Annotated in this window: 14 protein-coding genes; 6 read left to right on the top strand and 8 right to left on the bottom strand. The window is 35.1% G+C overall.

Features of this window, described 5'->3' with window-relative positions; genetic code table 11:
* The first annotated feature begins 82 nt into the window (after positions 1-82).
* Complete coding sequence (locus tag AB674_RS11100; RefSeq protein ID WP_047776566.1) at positions 83-3181, top strand: efflux RND transporter permease subunit; 3099 nt, start codon at positions 83-85, stop codon at positions 3179-3181.
* Positions 3182-3792: 611 nt separating this feature from the next.
* On the opposite strand, the gene AB674_RS11095 is transcribed toward AB674_RS11100, so the two are convergent.
* Entirely contained in the window at positions 3793-4176 is a 384-nt protein-coding gene (locus AB674_RS11095; protein WP_047776564.1) for an ankyrin repeat domain-containing protein, read from the bottom strand.
* Between the two features lie 522 nt (positions 4177-4698).
* Here AB674_RS11095 and AB674_RS11090 point away from each other — a divergent pair.
* Positions 4699-5238 carry an SRPBCC family protein gene (locus tag AB674_RS11090; protein ID WP_047776563.1) on the top strand — a complete coding sequence of 180 codons (540 nt, stop codon included), beginning with the start codon at positions 4699-4701 and terminating at the stop codon, positions 5236-5238.
* Between the two features lie 169 nt (positions 5239-5407).
* Here AB674_RS11090 and AB674_RS11085 read toward each other — a convergent pair whose 3' ends face one another.
* From AB674_RS11085 to AB674_RS11055, 7 genes are all read right to left on the bottom strand, one after another.
* Positions 5408-5785 carry an ankyrin repeat domain-containing protein gene (locus tag AB674_RS11085; protein WP_047776562.1) on the bottom strand — a complete coding sequence of 126 codons (378 nt, stop codon included), beginning with the start codon at positions 5783-5785 and terminating at the stop codon, positions 5408-5410.
* Positions 5786-6020: 235 nt separating this feature from the next.
* Positions 6021-6977 (bottom strand): phosphoribosylaminoimidazolesuccinocarboxamide synthase, encoded by a 957-nt coding sequence (locus AB674_RS11080; protein WP_047776560.1) that lies wholly within the window; start codon positions 6975-6977, stop codon positions 6021-6023.
* 250 nt (positions 6978-7227) lie between these two features.
* Positions 7228-9576, bottom strand: a complete 2349-nt coding sequence (locus AB674_RS11075) for a S9 family peptidase (RefSeq protein ID WP_047776559.1) — start codon at positions 9574-9576, stop codon at positions 7228-7230.
* Between the two features lie 453 nt (positions 9577-10029).
* Complete coding sequence (locus AB674_RS11070; RefSeq protein WP_047776557.1) at positions 10030-10617, bottom strand: hypothetical protein; 588 nt, start codon at positions 10615-10617, stop codon at positions 10030-10032.
* A gap of 118 nt (positions 10618-10735) precedes the next feature.
* Positions 10736-11569 (bottom strand): Cof-type HAD-IIB family hydrolase, encoded by an 834-nt coding sequence (locus tag AB674_RS11065; RefSeq protein WP_047776556.1) that lies wholly within the window; start codon positions 11567-11569, stop codon positions 10736-10738.
* A 132-nt stretch (positions 11570-11701) separates the two neighbouring features.
* A complete protein-coding gene (locus tag AB674_RS11060) occupies positions 11702-12073 on the bottom strand; it encodes a DUF1801 domain-containing protein (protein ID WP_047776554.1) in 372 nt (123 codons plus the stop codon).
* A gap of 246 nt (positions 12074-12319) precedes the next feature.
* Positions 12320-13270: a PhoH family protein gene (locus tag AB674_RS11055; RefSeq protein ID WP_047776553.1), complete on the bottom strand. Its 951-nt coding sequence runs from the start codon at positions 13268-13270 to the stop codon at positions 12320-12322.
* A gap of 338 nt (positions 13271-13608) precedes the next feature.
* Between AB674_RS11055 and AB674_RS11050 the strand changes: the two genes are divergently transcribed.
* The 4 genes from AB674_RS11050 to gldG all read left to right on the top strand — a co-directional run bounded on the left by AB674_RS11050 (position 13609) and on the right by gldG (position 17559).
* Complete coding sequence (locus AB674_RS11050) at positions 13609-14436, top strand: S-adenosyl-l-methionine hydroxide adenosyltransferase family protein (RefSeq protein ID WP_047776551.1); 828 nt, start codon at positions 13609-13611, stop codon at positions 14434-14436.
* A gap of 247 nt (positions 14437-14683) precedes the next feature.
* The gene (locus AB674_RS11045) at positions 14684-14980 is read left to right on the top strand and encodes a putative quinol monooxygenase (RefSeq protein ID WP_047776549.1); all 297 of its coding nucleotides are present in this window, start codon (positions 14684-14686) and stop codon (positions 14978-14980) included.
* Positions 14981-15148: 168 nt separating this feature from the next.
* A complete protein-coding gene (gldF, locus tag AB674_RS11040; RefSeq protein ID WP_047776548.1) occupies positions 15149-15874 on the top strand; it encodes a gliding motility-associated ABC transporter permease subunit GldF in 726 nt (241 codons plus the stop codon).
* The gene (gene gldG, locus AB674_RS11035; protein ID WP_047776547.1) at positions 15874-17559 is read left to right on the top strand and encodes a gliding motility-associated ABC transporter substrate-binding protein GldG; all 1686 of its coding nucleotides are present in this window, start codon (positions 15874-15876) and stop codon (positions 17557-17559) included. The genes gldF and gldG overlap by 1 nt, the downstream gene beginning before the upstream one ends.
* The last annotated feature ends 3 nt before the right edge of the window (positions 17560-17562 follow it).

Raw genomic sequence — 17562 nt, 5'->3', positions numbered from 1 at the left:
TCAATTATTCGTCTTGCGTTTTTCATACCAAATTCTAAGGCGAATTAAAACATAAAATTCATCATTAAAAATACTTTTTAAAATGAACAAATTCATAAAAAACATTATTGCTTTCTCGCTAAAGAACAAAGCATTTACCTTCTTTTGGGTGGGATTACTGGCCGTTGCAGGATTTATTTCTTTCAAAACCATGCCTATTGATGCTTTTCCTGATGTAACCAATACACAGATCATTATCATCACACAATGGAACGGGAAAAGTGCCGAGGAAGTGGAACGTTTTGTTACTTCTCCTATCGAAATTTCGATGAACTCGGTACAAAAAAAGACCAGTGTCCGCAGTATTACCATGTTTGGTTTATCGGTTATCAAAATCATTTTTGATGATGGTGTCGATGATACTTTTGCGCGTTTTCAGGTAAACAATCTCCTTAAAAATGTGTCATTACCCGATGATGTCGAACCGGACGTTCAGCCTCCATACGGTCCAACAGGAGAAATTTTCAGATACATTATAAAAAGTAAAAGCAGAGACAGCAGGGAATTATTAACCTATCAAAACTGGGTGATCGACAAACAACTGCGCTCCCTTCCCGGTGTTGCCGATCTAAATGTATTTGGAGGGCAGACTAAAACTTATGAAGTAGCCGTTGATCCGATAAAATTAGCCAAATACAACATTACTCCTCTTCAGGTTTATAATGCAGTCAATGCAGGAAATCTAAATGTTGGTGGTGATGTAATCGAAAAAAACGGGCAGGCGTTTGTAGTTCGTGGTGTAGGGTTATTAAAATCTATTCCGGATATTGAAAATATTATTGTTGACGATGCGGGAGGAAATCCAATTTTGGTTAAAAACTTAGCGGCAGTAAATGAAAGTTCGATGCCAAGAGTCGGACAAACCGGAATCGGGGATAATGATGATGCGGTTGAAGGAATTATTGTAATGCGTAAAGGAGAAAATCCTCAGGAAACCTTAGCGCTCATCAAAGCCAAAATAAAGGATCTTAACGACAATATCCTTCCAAAAGACATTACATTAGAAACGTTTTATGATCGTGATAATCTGATGAATTTCACCACCGAAACGGTAATGCACAACTTATTTGAAGGTATTATTCTGGTTACTTGTGTCGTCTTTCTTTTTATGGCCGACTGGAGAACTACCTTTACCGTTTCTATCGTTATTCCGCTGTCGCTGTTGTTTGCGTTTTTATGCCTCAAAATGATGGGAATGAGTGCTAATTTATTGAGTTTAGGAGCCGTCGATTTTGGAATTATCATTGATGGTGCCGTGGTAATGGTTGAGGGATTGTTTGTTGTTTTAGACCGTCGGGCGCATCAATTAGGCATGACCGCTTTTAATAAAATAGCGAAAGGCAGTCTGATTAAAAGAACCGGAACCGAAATGGGGAAAGCGATTTTCTTTTCTAAACTAATCATTATTACCGCTTTACTACCTATTTTCTCCTTTCAGAAAGTAGAAGGAAAAATGTTCTCTCCCCTCGCCTATACCTTAGGATTTGCTTTAATGGGAGCCTTAATTTTTACTTTGACAATGGTACCGGTCTTATCCCATATCCTTTTAAATAAAAATGTAAAAGAGAAGCACAATCCGTTTGTCAACTTTTGGGACCGAATAGTAGGTAAAGGTTTTGCTTGGACCTTCAAACACAAAGCCAAAACACTAATCGCTTCAATCGTTTTATTGGCAACCGTTTTCTTTTCTGCAACTTTTCTTGGAACTGAATTTTTGCCTCAATTAAACGAAGGTGCCTTATGGGTAACCGCAGAATTACCAATGAGTACTTCTCTTCCTGAAAGTGTGAAAACAGCTGCTATGATCCGAAAAGACCTTGAAAGTTTTCCCGAAGTAAAAAAAGTGCTGTCACAAACCGGAAGAAGTAATGACGGAACCGATCCCAACGGTTTTGGGTTTATTCAGCTTCAAGTTGATCTAAAACCAAAAGCAGAATGGACTCGAAAAATTACGATGGACGATCTGATCAATCAAATGGATCAAAAATTAAAAGTCCATCAGGGCATTACCTATAATTATTCACAACCCGTTATTGATAATGTAGCCGAATCTGTAGCCGGGTTTAAAGCCTCTAATGCCGTAAAAATATACGGTGATGATCTTAACAAACTCGATGAATTGGCGAATGAAGTATTGGCCCAAATTAAAAACATTCCCGGTATAAAAGATGCCGGAATTCTTCGAAATGTGGGACAACCGGAGATCAGTGTTATTCTGGATAGAGAAAAAATGGCGGCCTACGGTGTTACATTGAGCGATGCCCAAGCGGTACTTGAACTTGCTTTTGGAGGAAAAACAGCCACAGAAAAATATGAAGACGAGAAAAAATTTGACGTGAGAGTTCGTTTTTCACAAGAATACAGAAAAGACGAAAAAGATTTGGAAGAAATAAAAGTACCGACGATTAGTGGTATTAAAATTCCTTTAAAAGAAATCTCAGACATCAAGACCATTACAGGCCCGGCTTTCATATACAGAGACAATAACAAACGTTTTATCGGGGTTAAATTCTCTGTTCGTGATCGCGATTTAGGAAGTACCATTGCCGAAGCACAGCAAAAAGTAGACAAAATGAAACTACCACAAGGTTATACTACCGGATGGACGGGAGAATTTGAAAATCAGGTGCGTGCCAGTGCACGTTTAGCACAAGTTGTTCCCATAAGTTTAATCGGGATATTTGTCTTGTTATTTATCCTTTTTGGAAATATTAAAGACTCCTTACTGGTTTTAGCCAATGTTCCTTTTGCTATAATCGGTGGTATTATTGCTTTGCACCTTACCCGTATGAACTTCGGGATCTCGGCTGGTGTTGGTTTTATTGCTTTGCTTGGAATTTGTATTCAGAATGGTGTTATTCTGATATCGGAATTCCATCATAATCTAAAGGCGAAGTTTAGCCTCGAGGAATCTATTTTTATGGGGGTAAAAGCACGAACAAGAGCCGTTGTAATGACAGCCCTCATGGCTTCTATAGGTCTAATGCCTGCAGCCATTTCAACAGGAATTGGTTCTGAATCGCAAAAACCTTTGGCCATCGTAATTATTGGAGGACTGATCACTGCTACGATTTTAACCTTATTAGTGTTTCCGATTATCTTCTGGGTCTTCAACCGTAAAAAACACGTACCGATTGAATAAGCAACTTCAAAAAAAACCACTCTTCCGGAGTGGTTTTTTTTATAACTAAATCCTTCCAATCTTTTTAATCTGTGGCAGATAATAAAGAGTTGTTGACTTTTACAGAATGTCTTTACGGGGCGGGAAATGCTAAAATAAAATAGCACGCAGATTTAGCGGATTTTGGCGGATTTTTTTATCCTTGCTATCTGCTAAATCTGCGTGTAAAAAAAGGTCATAAAGTGCCAATTTCCAAACTTCTCGCTTTAACAGTCTCGCAAAAACGCCAAGCTGCTAAGTTTTCTCTTTTTATTTTTAAGTTTTACCCTTCTGTTTTCCACTTTTCAATTTGGGTTTCTCGAAATGTCATGGAGTCTCAAAGCTTTTTTTCTACTTTCTCATTAAAACTTTGCGATTTTGCGACTCCGCGAGATTTTTACTACTCCAAAGATTTTCGTATTGATTCTTTATTTCGTCAAGATGATTAACTGGTGGCTCAGGAAAGCTAATCCAAATCTAAACCTGACCTATTTGAAGCATCAACTGAAACATTTTTAAACAAAAAAAAACGACCCTCTGCTCATGAAGATCGTTTTTAACTAACTTAAACTCTTTTAAACTAATCTAAAATCTTATTTTAAATCTTTCAAAAGGGCAACAGCATCTGTAGCGTTTGATAATTGTGCATATTTCAAAGCTGTATATCCTCTTTCGTTTTTATCAGATGGACGTGCTCCACTAGCCAATAAAACTTTAATAATTTCAACTTTGTTGTAACGTGCTGCAGTCATTAAAGGAGACATATCACCTGACTGTTCGTTTACATTAGCTCCGTATTCAATAAATTTCTTAACTCCGTCAATATCACCCTTACTAATAGCAACGTTTAATGGTGTTGCATCTTCGTCTATAGATAGTACAATTTGATCTTTCACAACTGTTTTGTGATTTGCAGCCATTGATACATTTGCAAATGTTACTAAAGCTAATCCTAAATAAATAACTGAATTTTTCATAATGGTTTTGTTTGTTAAATTGATTGATAAAATATGATTGATGATCTTTTAAATTCTATACAAATGTAAATAATATTTTGGTATTTTGCATTACAAGGTACTATGTTTTAACTAATTCTTAACGTTTTGTTAATGATTCCTAAATAATACCACCCAATCGTTATTTAATTCTGTATAAAAGACGCTGCAAAGGTAGAAATGTTACACAAAAACGAATATTTCTAAAAAATATTTGTCAAATTTTCCCAAAAATGTAAAACCAAAACATTACTTTTTTAACTTTACTTTGAAGTAATACTCAAAAAAGGCCTATTTTTTTAATGAAAAATAAATTTTCGGCCAATAATTCATACATTAATGATCTAAATTACTTATTTTCAAAAAAAATAAAAAAGTAGGATAAAACTTAAGTATATAGCTTTACGTTTTGTCGTTTTTTTATAAAGAAAACGGCTAATAAAATAATTGACCAATCATTTTCACCATTACCAAATCATTTAAATAACCTTTAAACCAAAAAAAATGGGAGCAATCAAAAAAATTCTGGCCGCCTTAATCTTAGTTGTAGCAATCGTATTAATTACGGCTTACTTTATGCCTCGAAATTATGCCGTTGAAAGAGAAATTATCATCCATAAACCAGTCGATAGTATTTTTACTTATGTCAGATATTTAAAAAATCAAAATGAATTTAGCGTCTGGGCCAATATCGATCCCAAAATGAAATTGACTTACAAAGGAACAGACGGTAGTGTTGGTGCATTATCGGCCTGGGAGAGCAAAGTAAAAGAGGTTGGTGTGGGTGAACAGGAAATCACCAAAATTATAGAAGGAAAACGATTGGATTTCGCTCTCAGGTTTAAGGAGCCGATGAACGATACTGCTGTCGGATTTATGTCGACCGAAAGTTTAGCAGCAGATCAGACCAAAGTAAAATGGGGCATAAACGGTGTTATACCCTACCCTATGAATATCATGTTGCCTTTTATGAAAATGGATCAGATGATTGGAAATGATTTACAAAAAGGCCTGGATAATTTAAAAGCAAAGATGGAAGAATAAAAGATCAGGTTCAAAAACTCGAGGGAAATAAAAACTTTGCAACGCTGCGTCTTTGCGAGAAATAATTTTCAGGTTCAAAGCAACAGAATAAAAACGAATCTTTGTAAAAAAAAGAAAACCGTCATTAGTTTGTTAATGACGGTTTTCTATTTTTTAATGGTTTCCTTTATTACAAACCTTTCAGAATTGCAATAGACTCTGTAGCTTTCGAATATTTGGCATAATCTAACGCTTTTAAGCCTTTATCATTTTCAAGCGAAGGCTTAGCTCCATTTTCTAATAAAACTTTAATAATCTCTACTCTGTTAAATCGTGCTGCCAACATCAGCGGAGACATGTCTCTTGATAATTTATTGACATCTGCCCCGTATTCGATACTTTTTTTAACGCTTTCAAGATCCCCGTTGCACACTGCAATATGTAATGGCGAAGATTCATAAGCAGAAAACTCGATTTGATCTTTTACCAACGGCTTGTGATTTGAAGCTACTGATACATTTGCAAATAAAACAAAAGCTGTCCCTAGAATGATTACTGATTTTTTCATGATTGATTGATTGATTGATTGATTGATTTAATTGTAAACTGTAATTTAGCAGTATTGCATCAAAAATGCTTTCTTCCGAATAACAGTCACTATCTATATAGACGCTTAAAAAACCTAAAACGTTACATTTAAATCAAAAAAAAATCAAAAAAAGTAAAGAACCTCAATAAAAAAGCGCAATCCAAATAATTGGATTGCGCTTTTTCTATTAAAAATAAACTCTTAAAACCTAAAATTAAGCTTTATCAGCAAGATATTCCTTTACGTTTTTATCAATACGTGCATCAATATTGGCAATATCAGCTTTTACAAATTTCTCTCCTAAAATATTCTCGTATAACTCAATATATCTTTCTGAAACAGATTCGATGTAAGCTTCTGTCATTTCAGGAATCTGTTGTCCGTCCTGACCTTGAAAACCATTTTCGATCAACCAACGACGTACAAATTCTTTTGATAATTGTTTTTGCTCTTCTCCTTTTTCCTGTCTTTCCTCATATCCGTCAGCATAAAAATAACGGGAAGAATCCGGAGTATGAATTTCGTCAATCAAAACGATTACACCGTCTTTTGTTTTTCCGAATTCGTATTTTGTATCTACTAAAATTAAACCACGACTTGCGGCAATTTCAGTCCCTCTTTGAAATAAAGCACGGGTATATTTTTCTAAAACAATATAATCTTCTTCTGAAACTATTCCTTTTGATAAAATAGCTTCACGCGAAATATCTTCATCATGAGAACCATTGTCTGCTTTTGTAGTTGGCGTGATAATTGGTTCCGGAAATTTATCATTTTCCTTTAAACCTTCCGCCATTGTTACACCGCAAATTTGTCTTCTTCCTGCAGCATACTCACGAGCGGCATGTCCTGAAACATAACCGCGAATAACCATTTCTACTTTAAAAGGATCACACAAATGCCCCACAGCCACGTTTGGATCCGGAGTTGCAATCAACCAATTGGGTACAATATCTTGCGTTAATTCCATGAACTTTGTAGCAATCTGATTCAGAATTTGCCCTTTGTATGGAATTCCTTTTGGTAAAACTACATCAAAAGCCGAAAGTCTGTCGGTCGCCACCATTACCAAAAGTTCCTCATTGATATTGTAAACTTCTCTAACTTTTCCGCGATAAACTGATTTCTGATTCGGGAAATTAAAATCTGTAGTTGTGATTGTATTGCTCATTATCCTTTAGTTGTGTTTTGTTTTATGGATGCAAATTTAAAACTAATTAAAAGAGGAAGCAAAAAAAGTATTCAGTTTTCAGCTTTCAGTCGCAGTCTTTACTCTCAGTCGCAGTTTTCAGTTGCAGTCGCAGTCTGTGCTTTTGTCTAAATCTCTTCTCAACCTTAGTCTTAACGCAATATTAAAGGCTGAAAACTGAGACAAAGACTAAGACCGAGACTGAGACAAAGACCGAGACTGAGACTGAAGACTATTTCTTCAAAAGAGTCGTATTAAACAAATTCAAGATTCTGCTGTATTCATCAATTAAGGAATACGTTTCTTTAAAAGTATGCGCTTCTATTGGAAAAGAAGCAAGTGTCCAGTTCTTTTTCTCTAATTCTATAAAACGCTGTGATAAACGTACAATGTCTTTGTATTCTACATTATCATCCACCATTCCATGTAACATTAGTAAATTTCCTTTCAGGTTACCGGCATAATAAATAGGAGAGCTTTTTTTGAATGCCTCAGGATCTGTTTCAGGAAAGTTTAAAATATTCCCCGTATATCCGTGATTGTAGTGTGCCCAATCTGTAACCGAACGCAAAGCAGCACCCGAAACAAATTCTCCGGGAGTTGTCAGCATTCCCATTAAAGTTATGAATCCACCGTAAGAACCTCCGTAGATACCAACTCTGTTGGCATCAATACCCAAATTATCTACTAAATATTTTTTACCATCAAGATGATCGGTTAAATCTTTACCTCCCATAAAACGATAGATTCCGGTTCTAAAATCCCTTCCGTAACCATCACTTCCTCGGTAATCAATATCCAAAACTGTATAACCCAAATCGGTTAACAAGTTATGAAACATATATTCTCTGTAATACGCACTCCAATGGTTGTGTGCGTTTTGTAAATATCCTGCACCATGTACAAAAATTACGGCTGCTTTATTGGTGTTCTCTGCTTTTGGTGTATACAATCTTGCATATACCGGAGTTCCGTCTTGTGCTTTGAAAGTAATCACCTCTGGTTCTCTCCATTGGTATTTTTTAAATTCTTCTGAAGTTGAAGATGAAATTTGCTGTAAAGCAGTATTCTTTTTGTTCTCGGCAATATAAAAATCCCAAGGTTTATTTTTAAATGAGTAACGTACCAAAAGTGTCGATTCATCAGGAGATACCACTACTTCGTGTGCTCCGTCTTTTGTTAAAATAGGTTGCATAATTCCATCTGCAACATTTAACTTGTAAAAATCTCTATTTCCCGGATGTGTTGTATTCGTTGTTAAATAAAATGCCTTTTTGTCTTTAGATAGAGTCAAATCGCGAACTTCCCAGTTTCCTTTGGTCAGTTGTTTTTTTACATTCAATTTTAAGTTGTACGTGTATAAGTGTGAGTATCCGGTAGCTTCCGATTGAAAATAAACCGTTTCATTGTCTGCCAGAAAACCAAGATTTCCGGTTTCAAAAGCATAAGAAGGAATTCCGGGTCCGCCAATCCACGCTTCATCGTGTTGGTGTTCTATTTCGGTAAAAGTTCCGTTTTCGAGATTCAGACTTACAATCCATCGGTCTTTATTGTCCTGACTTCTGATTTCTGTTATTGCAAACGAACCGTCTTCGTTATAAACTGGTGCCAACGCGACAATTAGTTTGTCTTCTTTCTCTTTGTTTTTTAAATTATCGTAAGCCTCATAGTATTTCGGAACGTCCTGAATATGGCTCAATTTTGAGAAATTGACAAAATAAACAGAGTCTTTTGCAACGGAGTAAATACCAAAACGTGTTTTTACCAAATTGGCCGTCGATACTTTTTCTTTGGTATCAGGAGATTGATTATAACCGTCATCTGTTATAAAAACTTCCATTTTTTCCATTTTAATTTCAACATTTTCTACTAAACTAAAAGTAGCGTAGTTTCCATTTGGATTTGCTTTGAGGTCTGTCAAATTATCTTTTCCATAAAAATACTCTTTGACAAAATCTGACTTCACGGCTTTGCTTTTAGCCATGTTCCATTGTTTTTTTGCCTCTTTATCATTGATAAATTGAAATAATTCTTTCTGTTGTTCTTTCAAGAAAGTATCTTTTTCGGGTGTTTTCTCTTTCTTATTGCCTTTACTGAAATTAGTGATTTGCAGTAGCGTGCCCTCTTTACTATTGTATTTAAAAATGTTTTCGTTTTGCTCAAAGAATACAACTCCAAGCTGACTTCCTAACGCAAGATTAGAAATCGGAGTATTTTGCTGGTATAATTTTTTTGTTGCTTTTGTACTAATAGTGTACGAGTACAAACCTCCTTTATTGGTATAAAAAACAATATCTGATGTCGGTTTTCTTTTAAAATCGAATTTAGAAAAAACGGCTTCCTTCGGCTCTACAAGTACCGGATTAGAAGCTCCCTTTTGCCAAGAGTACGTGCTTGTGCCTAATTCGTTTTTCGGATTCCATTCAAAATAAACTTTTTTTCCATCCAGCGACCATCTTCCGTTTGTTGGCTGATTGCCAATGAAAGAGTCTCCTTTCATAATTTCTTCTAACTTTAAATTCTGGCTGGTACCCGTTATTGAAAAAATTAAAAAGGCAAGGATAAAGATATTTTTGGTCATGATAGTTGTTTTTTTAGTAGAGCAAAAATACACTTTGTGGGCTATTAAAAAAACTTTTTCCTCTTTGCTTCTAAAATCCAATTTCTAATATGGAATTACGTCTAAAACTTGTATAGTTTATTCTAACGTTTAAGTCTTCTAAGATTTTACAAGAGACTAAAAGACAACAATTTAACATGAACAGAGATGACTTATATGGTTTAAAAAGTCAAGAATAGGGAACTAAACATCAAGAGTCATTTTTTTTTCTGTCTTGTAAAAATACCTACAAAGTCAAAAAAAGACCTTGCAGAAAAAACACATTGCATAAAAATCAGTAACTTAATAATTGAACTCAGGTTATTAACTGAATTACTTTGTTACTCTGCTACTTTGAGATTTTATCTTAAATAGTTCTATAAAAAAACAATCCCTGATGCGCTTTCATCAGGGATTGTTTTTAAGTCTAAAAGTTTATTTAAAATCCAGGATTCCTTTTCCTAACGATTTTACGGAAGCATTTAAATTGCCGAGGGTAGTTTCGTTCATTTTTTTTATGTGAATACTGTCCACTACAAAAATTTGTCCCTGATCTTTAAATGGTGCGGTTGGAACAAAAACAACGGCACTGCCGGACGAATCTTCTTCTATAAGGCGGGCGGGCTGCCAATAATCTCCATTTTTAAGCAAAACGGGAACGTCAGTACTTGGCTTTTTTACTTTTGTACTCAATTTTTCTTCCGCTTCTTTTTTATTTTTTTCATAGCCCGGAAGGAAGATCATTAGCTTATCATCAATCCATTCTGTGAATTTTTTCAAATAAGTCAATCGCATCATGTAACCGCTAAAATAAAGCAATACCAATAGAATTACTCCACCCAGAATATCGGTTGCAATCGTTCCGAAAACTTCATCGAGATGTAAAAGTTTTGCAAACTTCTCCCCATATTTCTGAAAAAAGCCCCATACTTTCTGAAGCACAACCCCAAATACCAGCAGTGGCAATAAAACTACAGCGCCGGAAACACAGTTTCTTTCCACCTGACGTAAAAATTTTTTCATAATTAATAAAATTTTAGATGTACTAAATATAGTAAAAATCTCAAACTTTATTAACGTTTCATTGCAAAACACAATTATACATCACTGTTAATCAACCGATAAAGTTATTTACAGCTGATTAACATTCAGCAAGTTTTTCATCTAAAATTCTTGAAGCAATATAGTGTGCTACTCCATCTTCTGCGTTGGTTTTGATTATTTCTAAGTTGGGTAACGTTTCTTTTAACAATACCGGAGCATTGCCCATAATCAATCCTTTTCCGGTTGCAGACAACATTTGAACATCGTTAAAACCATCGCCAAACGAAACCGCTTCTTGCATTGTAAATCCTTCTTTTTCTAAAACTCTGGCTATTGCAACCGCTTTGTCTACCGATTTATCCATAAATTCCAGACAGGTTGGAAGACTAAAGGCGTGATGCAACTCACTTGAACCGTTTGCTAGAATGGCTTCTTTTAAGGCTACTAATTTTTCGTGATTGTCATGGGCAAAGAATATTTTTATCGCACCAAAATCTTCAAGTATTTTAAAATCTACCAATTCGGGAAGGTATTTTAATTCGGTTTGAAAGCTGTTTAACTTCTCGTTTAATTTGTTGGTCTGCCAAACATTTTCTTTGAATAACACTACTGTAATTTCCGGATCAATTTCTACATTTAAAGCCGCTTTTACCACTTCACTATTTAAATCAAAGGCAAAAAGTTCTTCTTTTTCCGGTGAATGTATTCTGGCACCATTCGAACTTACCAAATAAATCGGAACATCGAGTGTGCTGATAATGGCCATCGCATCGAGATGATGACGCCCTGTGGCAACCACAATAAGATAGTTTTGATTATGAAGTTCCTGAAAAATGCTTTTAGTGTAATCTGAAATTTTATGCTGAGGGTTGAGTAAAGTTCCGTCTAAGTCGGTAACGATAACTTTTATATTCTTAAGTTCTGAGTTCATAGTAAAAATCGCGTATTATTTTGATAGGCAAATTTACAGCTTTAAGCTCAGAAGTACAAAGTTAAACCGGCTCTACAGCCTAAAAACAAACAAGTTTATTATTTATTTAACTATTTCATTAAACAAATCACTTCATTTGTTTTTAATCTTTATAATTCCTGTCTTATATAAATTTATCGCTTTTTGCACGATTTTTCCAATTTTATCAATGGGCAGATCTTCATTGGAACTTAACATCATTATTTTCATTCGGGAGCGGCTTTCCTGAATTAGAAATGATTCATCGAAGTGTTTGCCTTCCACAATTCCGATATAAGGTTGTTTGTTTTTCTTGTGTATCCAAAGGTAACAGAACATTTTTCCTTTATAACAAAAAAAAGGCATGCCATACTTAAGGACATTTGTAATGTCTTCGTCCTGCTTTAAGATAATTTCTTTTAGCGCTAATAAAACTTCTCTCAGGGGCTCTTCTTGTCTTTCGTAAAAATTATCAACTTCTTTCATTGCTTATTTATTTTTCCGTTCGAATAATTACTTATCTATACTGTGAATTTAACCGCAATGAACGCAAGGGTTTCGCAAAGGACGCAAAGACAAATCTAAAAACACCTTTCAATACATTTTTTTAAAATTAATCAAAAAAAAATATTCGTTTTATACATTTCAAAAAAGAAGCAGTATAAAACGAATATTCCCTAAAATTGTAAAACGTGAAAACAATTCACCTTTCACAAAAAACATTTCACAAAATTAATCGTGATTTTCTATTTGTTTATAAGCATCAATTACCTTTTTGACTAATCTGTGGCGTACGATATCTTTATCGTCAAGATAAATGATTCCGATTCCGTCTACGTCTTTCAGAACCAAAATGGCTTCTTTAAGACCTGAAATAGTTCGGCGTGGTAAATCGACTTGTCCCGGATCACCCGTAATCATAAATTTAGCGTTTTTTCCCATACGGGTCAGAAACATTTTCATTTGTGAGTGAGTGGTGTTTTGTGCTTCATCCAGAATTACGAAGGCGTTATCCAGTGTTCGCCCACGCATAAATGCCAGTGGTGCAATCTGAATAATTCCTTTTAAAATATAATCCTCGAGCTTTTCGTTCGGAAGCATATCGCGTAATGCATCGTAAAGCGGTTGCATGTAAGGATCCAGTTTTTCTTTCATATCGCCGGGTAAAAAACCAAGATTTTCTCCTGCCTCTACTGCCGGTCGCGTTAGGATGATCCTTTTTACTTCCTTGTCTTTAAGTGCTTTTACAGCCATAGCTACACCTGTGTACGTTTTTCCTGTTCCGGCTGGTCCTACTGCAAATACCATATCATTCTTTTTAATGGTATCTACCAGTAATTGCTGGTTAGGCGTCATTGCTTTTATAATCTTACCTCCCACACCATGAACCAGTATTTTATCATGATCGTAGGCTCTTTTTTCATCCTGACCATCACTCATAATTACACGTTCAATTACATTGTCATCAATGTTGTTGTATCGGGTAAAATGCAACATTAATCTTTGAAATCTTTTTTCGAATTCATCTAAAACTTCTTTTTCGCCAAATGCTTTCAAAGTCGTTCCTCTAGCTACTATTTTAAGCTTTGGATAGTACTTTTTAATGATTTCCAGATGGCTGTCCTGAGCGCCCCAAAACTCTTTTGGTGCAATGTCTATTAGCTCGATTATTCTTTCGTTCAAATGAGATAGTTTTAAATTAAAATAAAATTTGTTTTTATATCAGTTGCTGTCGGGTGTTTCTTTTTTTTTTACGAGTCAGGCTTTCAATGACAGTCACGCTTTTTAATGTGTAAAAAAATACTTCCAAAGAATCATTTACTGTTTACTCCTAATGTACTTTTTTTCTACAGACTCAAAACTGAAACTAATTGACTGAGACGATCGTAACGCTTACTTACTTTAAAAATTGTAAATTGTCTTTTCTTTCTTTCAATTTGTATCTAAGTATTCTTAGCTTTGCATTTCTCAAATTTAATGAAAATTAGATTCAAAAACTACCAATAGTTATAAACAAAATGATGTCAATAATTACCCTCACTACCGATTACGGCTTAAAAGACCACTTTGTTGGTTCGATAAAGGGTAAAATATTATCTGAGGCTCCGGAGACTACAATTATTGATATTTCACATGACATTGATCCCTTCAACACTGCCGAAGCCAGCTACGTTGTTGGTGCTTCTTATTTAAGTTTTCCAAAAGGAACTGTACACTTAATTGGTGTCGATATTGAACGCAATAAAGAGAACGTGCACATCGCCATGCAATGGAACGATCATTACTTCATTTGCGCTGATAACGGGATCTTAAGTATGCTGACGCAGAAAATTGTGCCACAAAAAATTGTCGCTATCAACATTCATGACCGATTTCCGCCTGAGTCTACCGATATGGATATCTTCATAAAAGTTGCCTGCCATATTGCAAAAGGAGGTTTACTGAATGTAATTGGTAAAGAAATAGCAGCCGTTAAAGAAGTTACAGAACTTCAAGCTGTAGTAGCAAACGACGGTAATTCTATAAAAGGATATGTCATTTATATTGATCATTTCGGTAACGTGGTAACCAATATCTCCAAACAGCAATTTAAAGAGGTGGCAAAAGGTCGCTCGTATGAGATCGTGATGAAACCTAAAAGCATCAAAACCATTCTGCCAAACTATTCAGCCATAGCAAGCTCAGACAAATACCCCATTAAAACATATGAAGGCGAAAAACTGGCCATTTTTAATGAAGCCGGTTATCTGGAAATCGCAATTTTCAGAAGCAATCCTTCCAAAGTAGGCTCTGCAAATAGTCTTTTAGGATTGAACTACAGAGACGTGATCACGATAAAGTTTATTTGAGATTTTAGACTTTAGATTCTTGACTTTAGCAGAAAAAAAATCTGCAGAATCTGCAGAATCTGCGTGAAAAATTTTCTTAACTTAATAACATTGAGCTAAAGCAGGAGGCTATTCAAAATGATACTTTTAGAATAATTAAATTTTTACTAAAAAAGAACAATCAATTTTGGTATTTTTGCGCGCGTATTGCAGATTTTCGGTGTAAAATCTAAAATCAGCACTCTAAAATCTAAAATAATAAAAAAAGATGTTTGTTCGAATAGTAAAAATGAGTTTTCATGAAGACAAGATCCCTGATTTTCTGGAAAATTTTGAAGGCATAAAAGACAAAATACGAAATGCGCCCGGAAATCGTTTTCTAGAATTGTATCAGGATAAAAACGATAAATGCATCTTTTTCACCTACAGTTATTGGGAAACCGAAGAAGACTTAGAAAACTACCGACAATCAGCGCTTTTTGACTCCGTTTGGAGTTTCACAAAAAAACTATTCAACGCAAAACCCGAGGCCTGGAGTGTGGATAAGCTGGTGAGTCTGGACTAGTTTGAAGTTTCAGGTTTGAAGTTTCAGGTTTGAAGTTTCAGGTTTGAAGTTTCAGGTTTGAAGTTTCAGGTTTCAGGTTTCAAGTTTCAAGTTGACGCACAGAACGTGAAACCTGAAACTTGAAACCTGAAACAAAAATTTAAAAAAAACACGAATACAACGTTATATATGAAATCAATCATTTTACGAGAAATAAAATCCTTTTTTGGTTCTCCTATTGGCTATTTGGTCATTGCTATTTTCTTAATTAGCAACGGGCTCTTTTTATGGGTTTTTGAAGGAGATTACAATATCCTCAATACCGGTTATGCCGATCTGACTCCTTTTTTTACTTTAGCACCGTGGATTTTGATTTTCCTGATTCCGGCTGTTACCATGCGCAGTTTTTCGGATGAGAAAAAACAAGGCACTTTAGAATTGCTTTTAACCAAACCTTTATCGATTTGGGAAATTGTAAACGGAAAGTTTTTAGGTTCCCTACTCCTGATCGTTTTGGCCATAATTCCCACCTTTATTTATGTTGAAGTCATTTCATCTTTGGGTGCTCCGGAAGGAAATATCGATATGGGAAGTACGATTGGTTCTTATTTCGGATTGTTGTTTTTAATCGCTTCCTATTCCGCCATCGGAATCTTCACTTCTACCCTGTCCGAAAATCAGATTGTTGCTTTTATCCTTTCGGTTTTTCTGTGTTTTATCTTTTACTTTGGTTTTGAAGGTTTAGCAACATTGATTCCAGGTTCTTTTCCTATTATTTCAGCATTGGGTATGCAGGATCATTTTAAAAGTATGAGCCGTGGTGTAATCGATACACGTGACGTTATTTATTTTCTGAGCGTTACGGTTCTATTTCTGTCTTTTACCGTTTATAAATTAAAATCTTTGAAAGCCTAATGAAAGCATTCACTCAACAAAATATCAAAACATTAGGGATTACTGTTTTCATTTTAATTGTTTTAAATGTACTTGGTAGCCTATATTTCCACCGATTTGATTTAACCAAAGACAAACGATATACGTTATCTGAAACTTCCTTAAACATTGTAAAACAGGTTCAAAATCCACTATCGATTAAGATTTATATGCAGGGTGATCTTCCTGCAGATTTCAGACGCTTACAACAGGAAACCAAACAACTATTAGAAGAATTTCAGGCCTATAACAACCATATTGTTTTTGAATTTGTGGATCCGTTGGAAAACAAAGACGAAAGCATGGACCTGATAAAATCTCTTTATCAAAAAGGTCTTACGCCAATAAACATCACCGTTGACGACAAAGGAAAACAATCTCAAGCAATGGTTTTTCCGTGGGCAGTTGCGGTTTACAACAATAAAGAAGTCAATATTCCTTTGTTGAAAAACAGAATGGGTGCTTCAACGGAGCAAAAAGTGATGGGATCTATTCAACATTTAGAATATTCGATTGCGGATGCTATCAATAAAATTACCAAAGACAAACAAAAGAAAGTCGCTATTATTAAAGGAAATGGCGAGATCAATGAAATTCATATTGCGAAAATGCTCATGCAGATCCGCGAGAGTTATTATATCGGCCCTTTTACTTTAGATTCTGTGTCTAAAAGTCCAACAGGGACTCTAGAAGCCTTAAAAAAATACGATTTAGCCATTATATCGAAGCCAACCGAAACTTTTTCTGATGAAGAGAAACAGGTTTTGGATCAATTCATTATGAATGGTGGAAAAACGCTTTGGCTAATCGATCAGGTTGCAGCAGACATGGACAGTCTGTACAACCAATCGGGCGCTACTCTAGCCTATCCGAGAGATTTAAATCTAAACGATATGTTCTTCAAATACGGATTCAGAATCAACCCTGATTTAGTAAAAGATGAATATGGTACTCCGATAAAATTAGCTACGGGTGAACAAGGAAGTGCTACCCAATATCAGGAATTTAAATGGAAATATGCCCCAGAAGTTTATCCGACAAGTTCCCATCCGATCGTAAAAAACTTAGGCGGTATTAAATTTGATTTTGCCAGTCCGATTGATACTTTGAAAAACGGAATCAAAAAAACGGTTTTATTACAATCTTCTCAATATTCAAAAATAATCGGGACTCCGGCTGAGATTAATTTGGATATTGTAAACGAAAAAACGACTCCTCAGGAATATGTTGACAAAGGTGATTTACCACTTTCTGTTTTATTGGAAGGCTCTTTCCATTCGGCATTTGAAAACCGTGTTTTACCCTTTAAAGAAGGTTCTTTTTTAGCCAAAGGAAAACCAACTAAAATGATTGTGATTTCTGATGGAGATTTAGCCAAAAATCAATTAGACAAAAACAGGATGCCTGTAGAATTGGGATACGATCAGCGTACAGGAAAACTTTACGACAACAAAGATTTTATGATGAATTGCATCAATTATTTGTTGGATGACACCGGACTTATTAACATTAGAAGTAAAGATCTTGATCTGCCTTTACTCGATAAAGATAAAGTTAGCGACAATTACAGTCGTACACAATTCATAACTATCGGGCTTCCAATTCTTATTTTATTGATTTTCGGACTTGCATTTACTTACATCCGTAAAAGAAAATACAGCAAATAGATG

This window comes from Flavobacterium sp. ABG, from assembly GCF_001027725.1.
In the GTDB taxonomy this organism is placed as follows: Bacteria; Bacteroidota; Bacteroidia; order Flavobacteriales; family Flavobacteriaceae; genus Flavobacterium; species Flavobacterium cupriresistens.
Note: the sequence above shows the minus strand (reverse complement) of the source record. Positions and strands in the feature narration are given on the sequence as shown.

Excerpts from the sequence above, each read along its gene's own strand:
- AB674_RS11100 (WP_047776566.1), top strand. The coding sequence starts at position 83 with ATGAACAAATTCATAAAAAACATTATTGCTTTCTCGCTAAAGAACAAA.
- AB674_RS11095 (WP_047776564.1), bottom strand. The coding sequence starts at position 4,176 with ATGAAAAATTCAGTTATTTATTTAGGATTAGCTTTAGTAACATTTGCA.
- AB674_RS11090 (WP_047776563.1), top strand. The coding sequence starts at position 4,699 with ATGGGAGCAATCAAAAAAATTCTGGCCGCCTTAATCTTAGTTGTAGCA.
- AB674_RS11085 (WP_047776562.1), bottom strand. The coding sequence starts at position 5,785 with ATGAAAAAATCAGTAATCATTCTAGGGACAGCTTTTGTTTTATTTGCA.
- AB674_RS11080 (WP_047776560.1), bottom strand. The coding sequence starts at position 6,977 with ATGAGCAATACAATCACAACTACAGATTTTAATTTCCCGAATCAGAAA.
- AB674_RS11075 (WP_047776559.1), bottom strand. The coding sequence starts at position 9,576 with ATGACCAAAAATATCTTTATCCTTGCCTTTTTAATTTTTTCAATAACG.
- AB674_RS11070 (WP_047776557.1), bottom strand. The coding sequence starts at position 10,617 with ATGAAAAAATTTTTACGTCAGGTGGAAAGAAACTGTGTTTCCGGCGCT.
- AB674_RS11065 (WP_047776556.1), bottom strand. The coding sequence starts at position 11,569 with ATGAACTCAGAACTTAAGAATATAAAAGTTATCGTTACCGACTTAGAC.
- AB674_RS11060 (WP_047776554.1), bottom strand. The coding sequence starts at position 12,073 with ATGAAAGAAGTTGATAATTTTTACGAAAGACAAGAAGAGCCCCTGAGA.
- AB674_RS11050 (WP_047776551.1), top strand. The coding sequence starts at position 13,609 with ATGTCAATAATTACCCTCACTACCGATTACGGCTTAAAAGACCACTTT.
- AB674_RS11045 (WP_047776549.1), top strand. The coding sequence starts at position 14,684 with ATGTTTGTTCGAATAGTAAAAATGAGTTTTCATGAAGACAAGATCCCT.
- gldF (WP_047776548.1), top strand. The coding sequence starts at position 15,149 with ATGAAATCAATCATTTTACGAGAAATAAAATCCTTTTTTGGTTCTCCT.
- gldG (WP_047776547.1), top strand. The coding sequence starts at position 15,874 with ATGAAAGCATTCACTCAACAAAATATCAAAACATTAGGGATTACTGTT.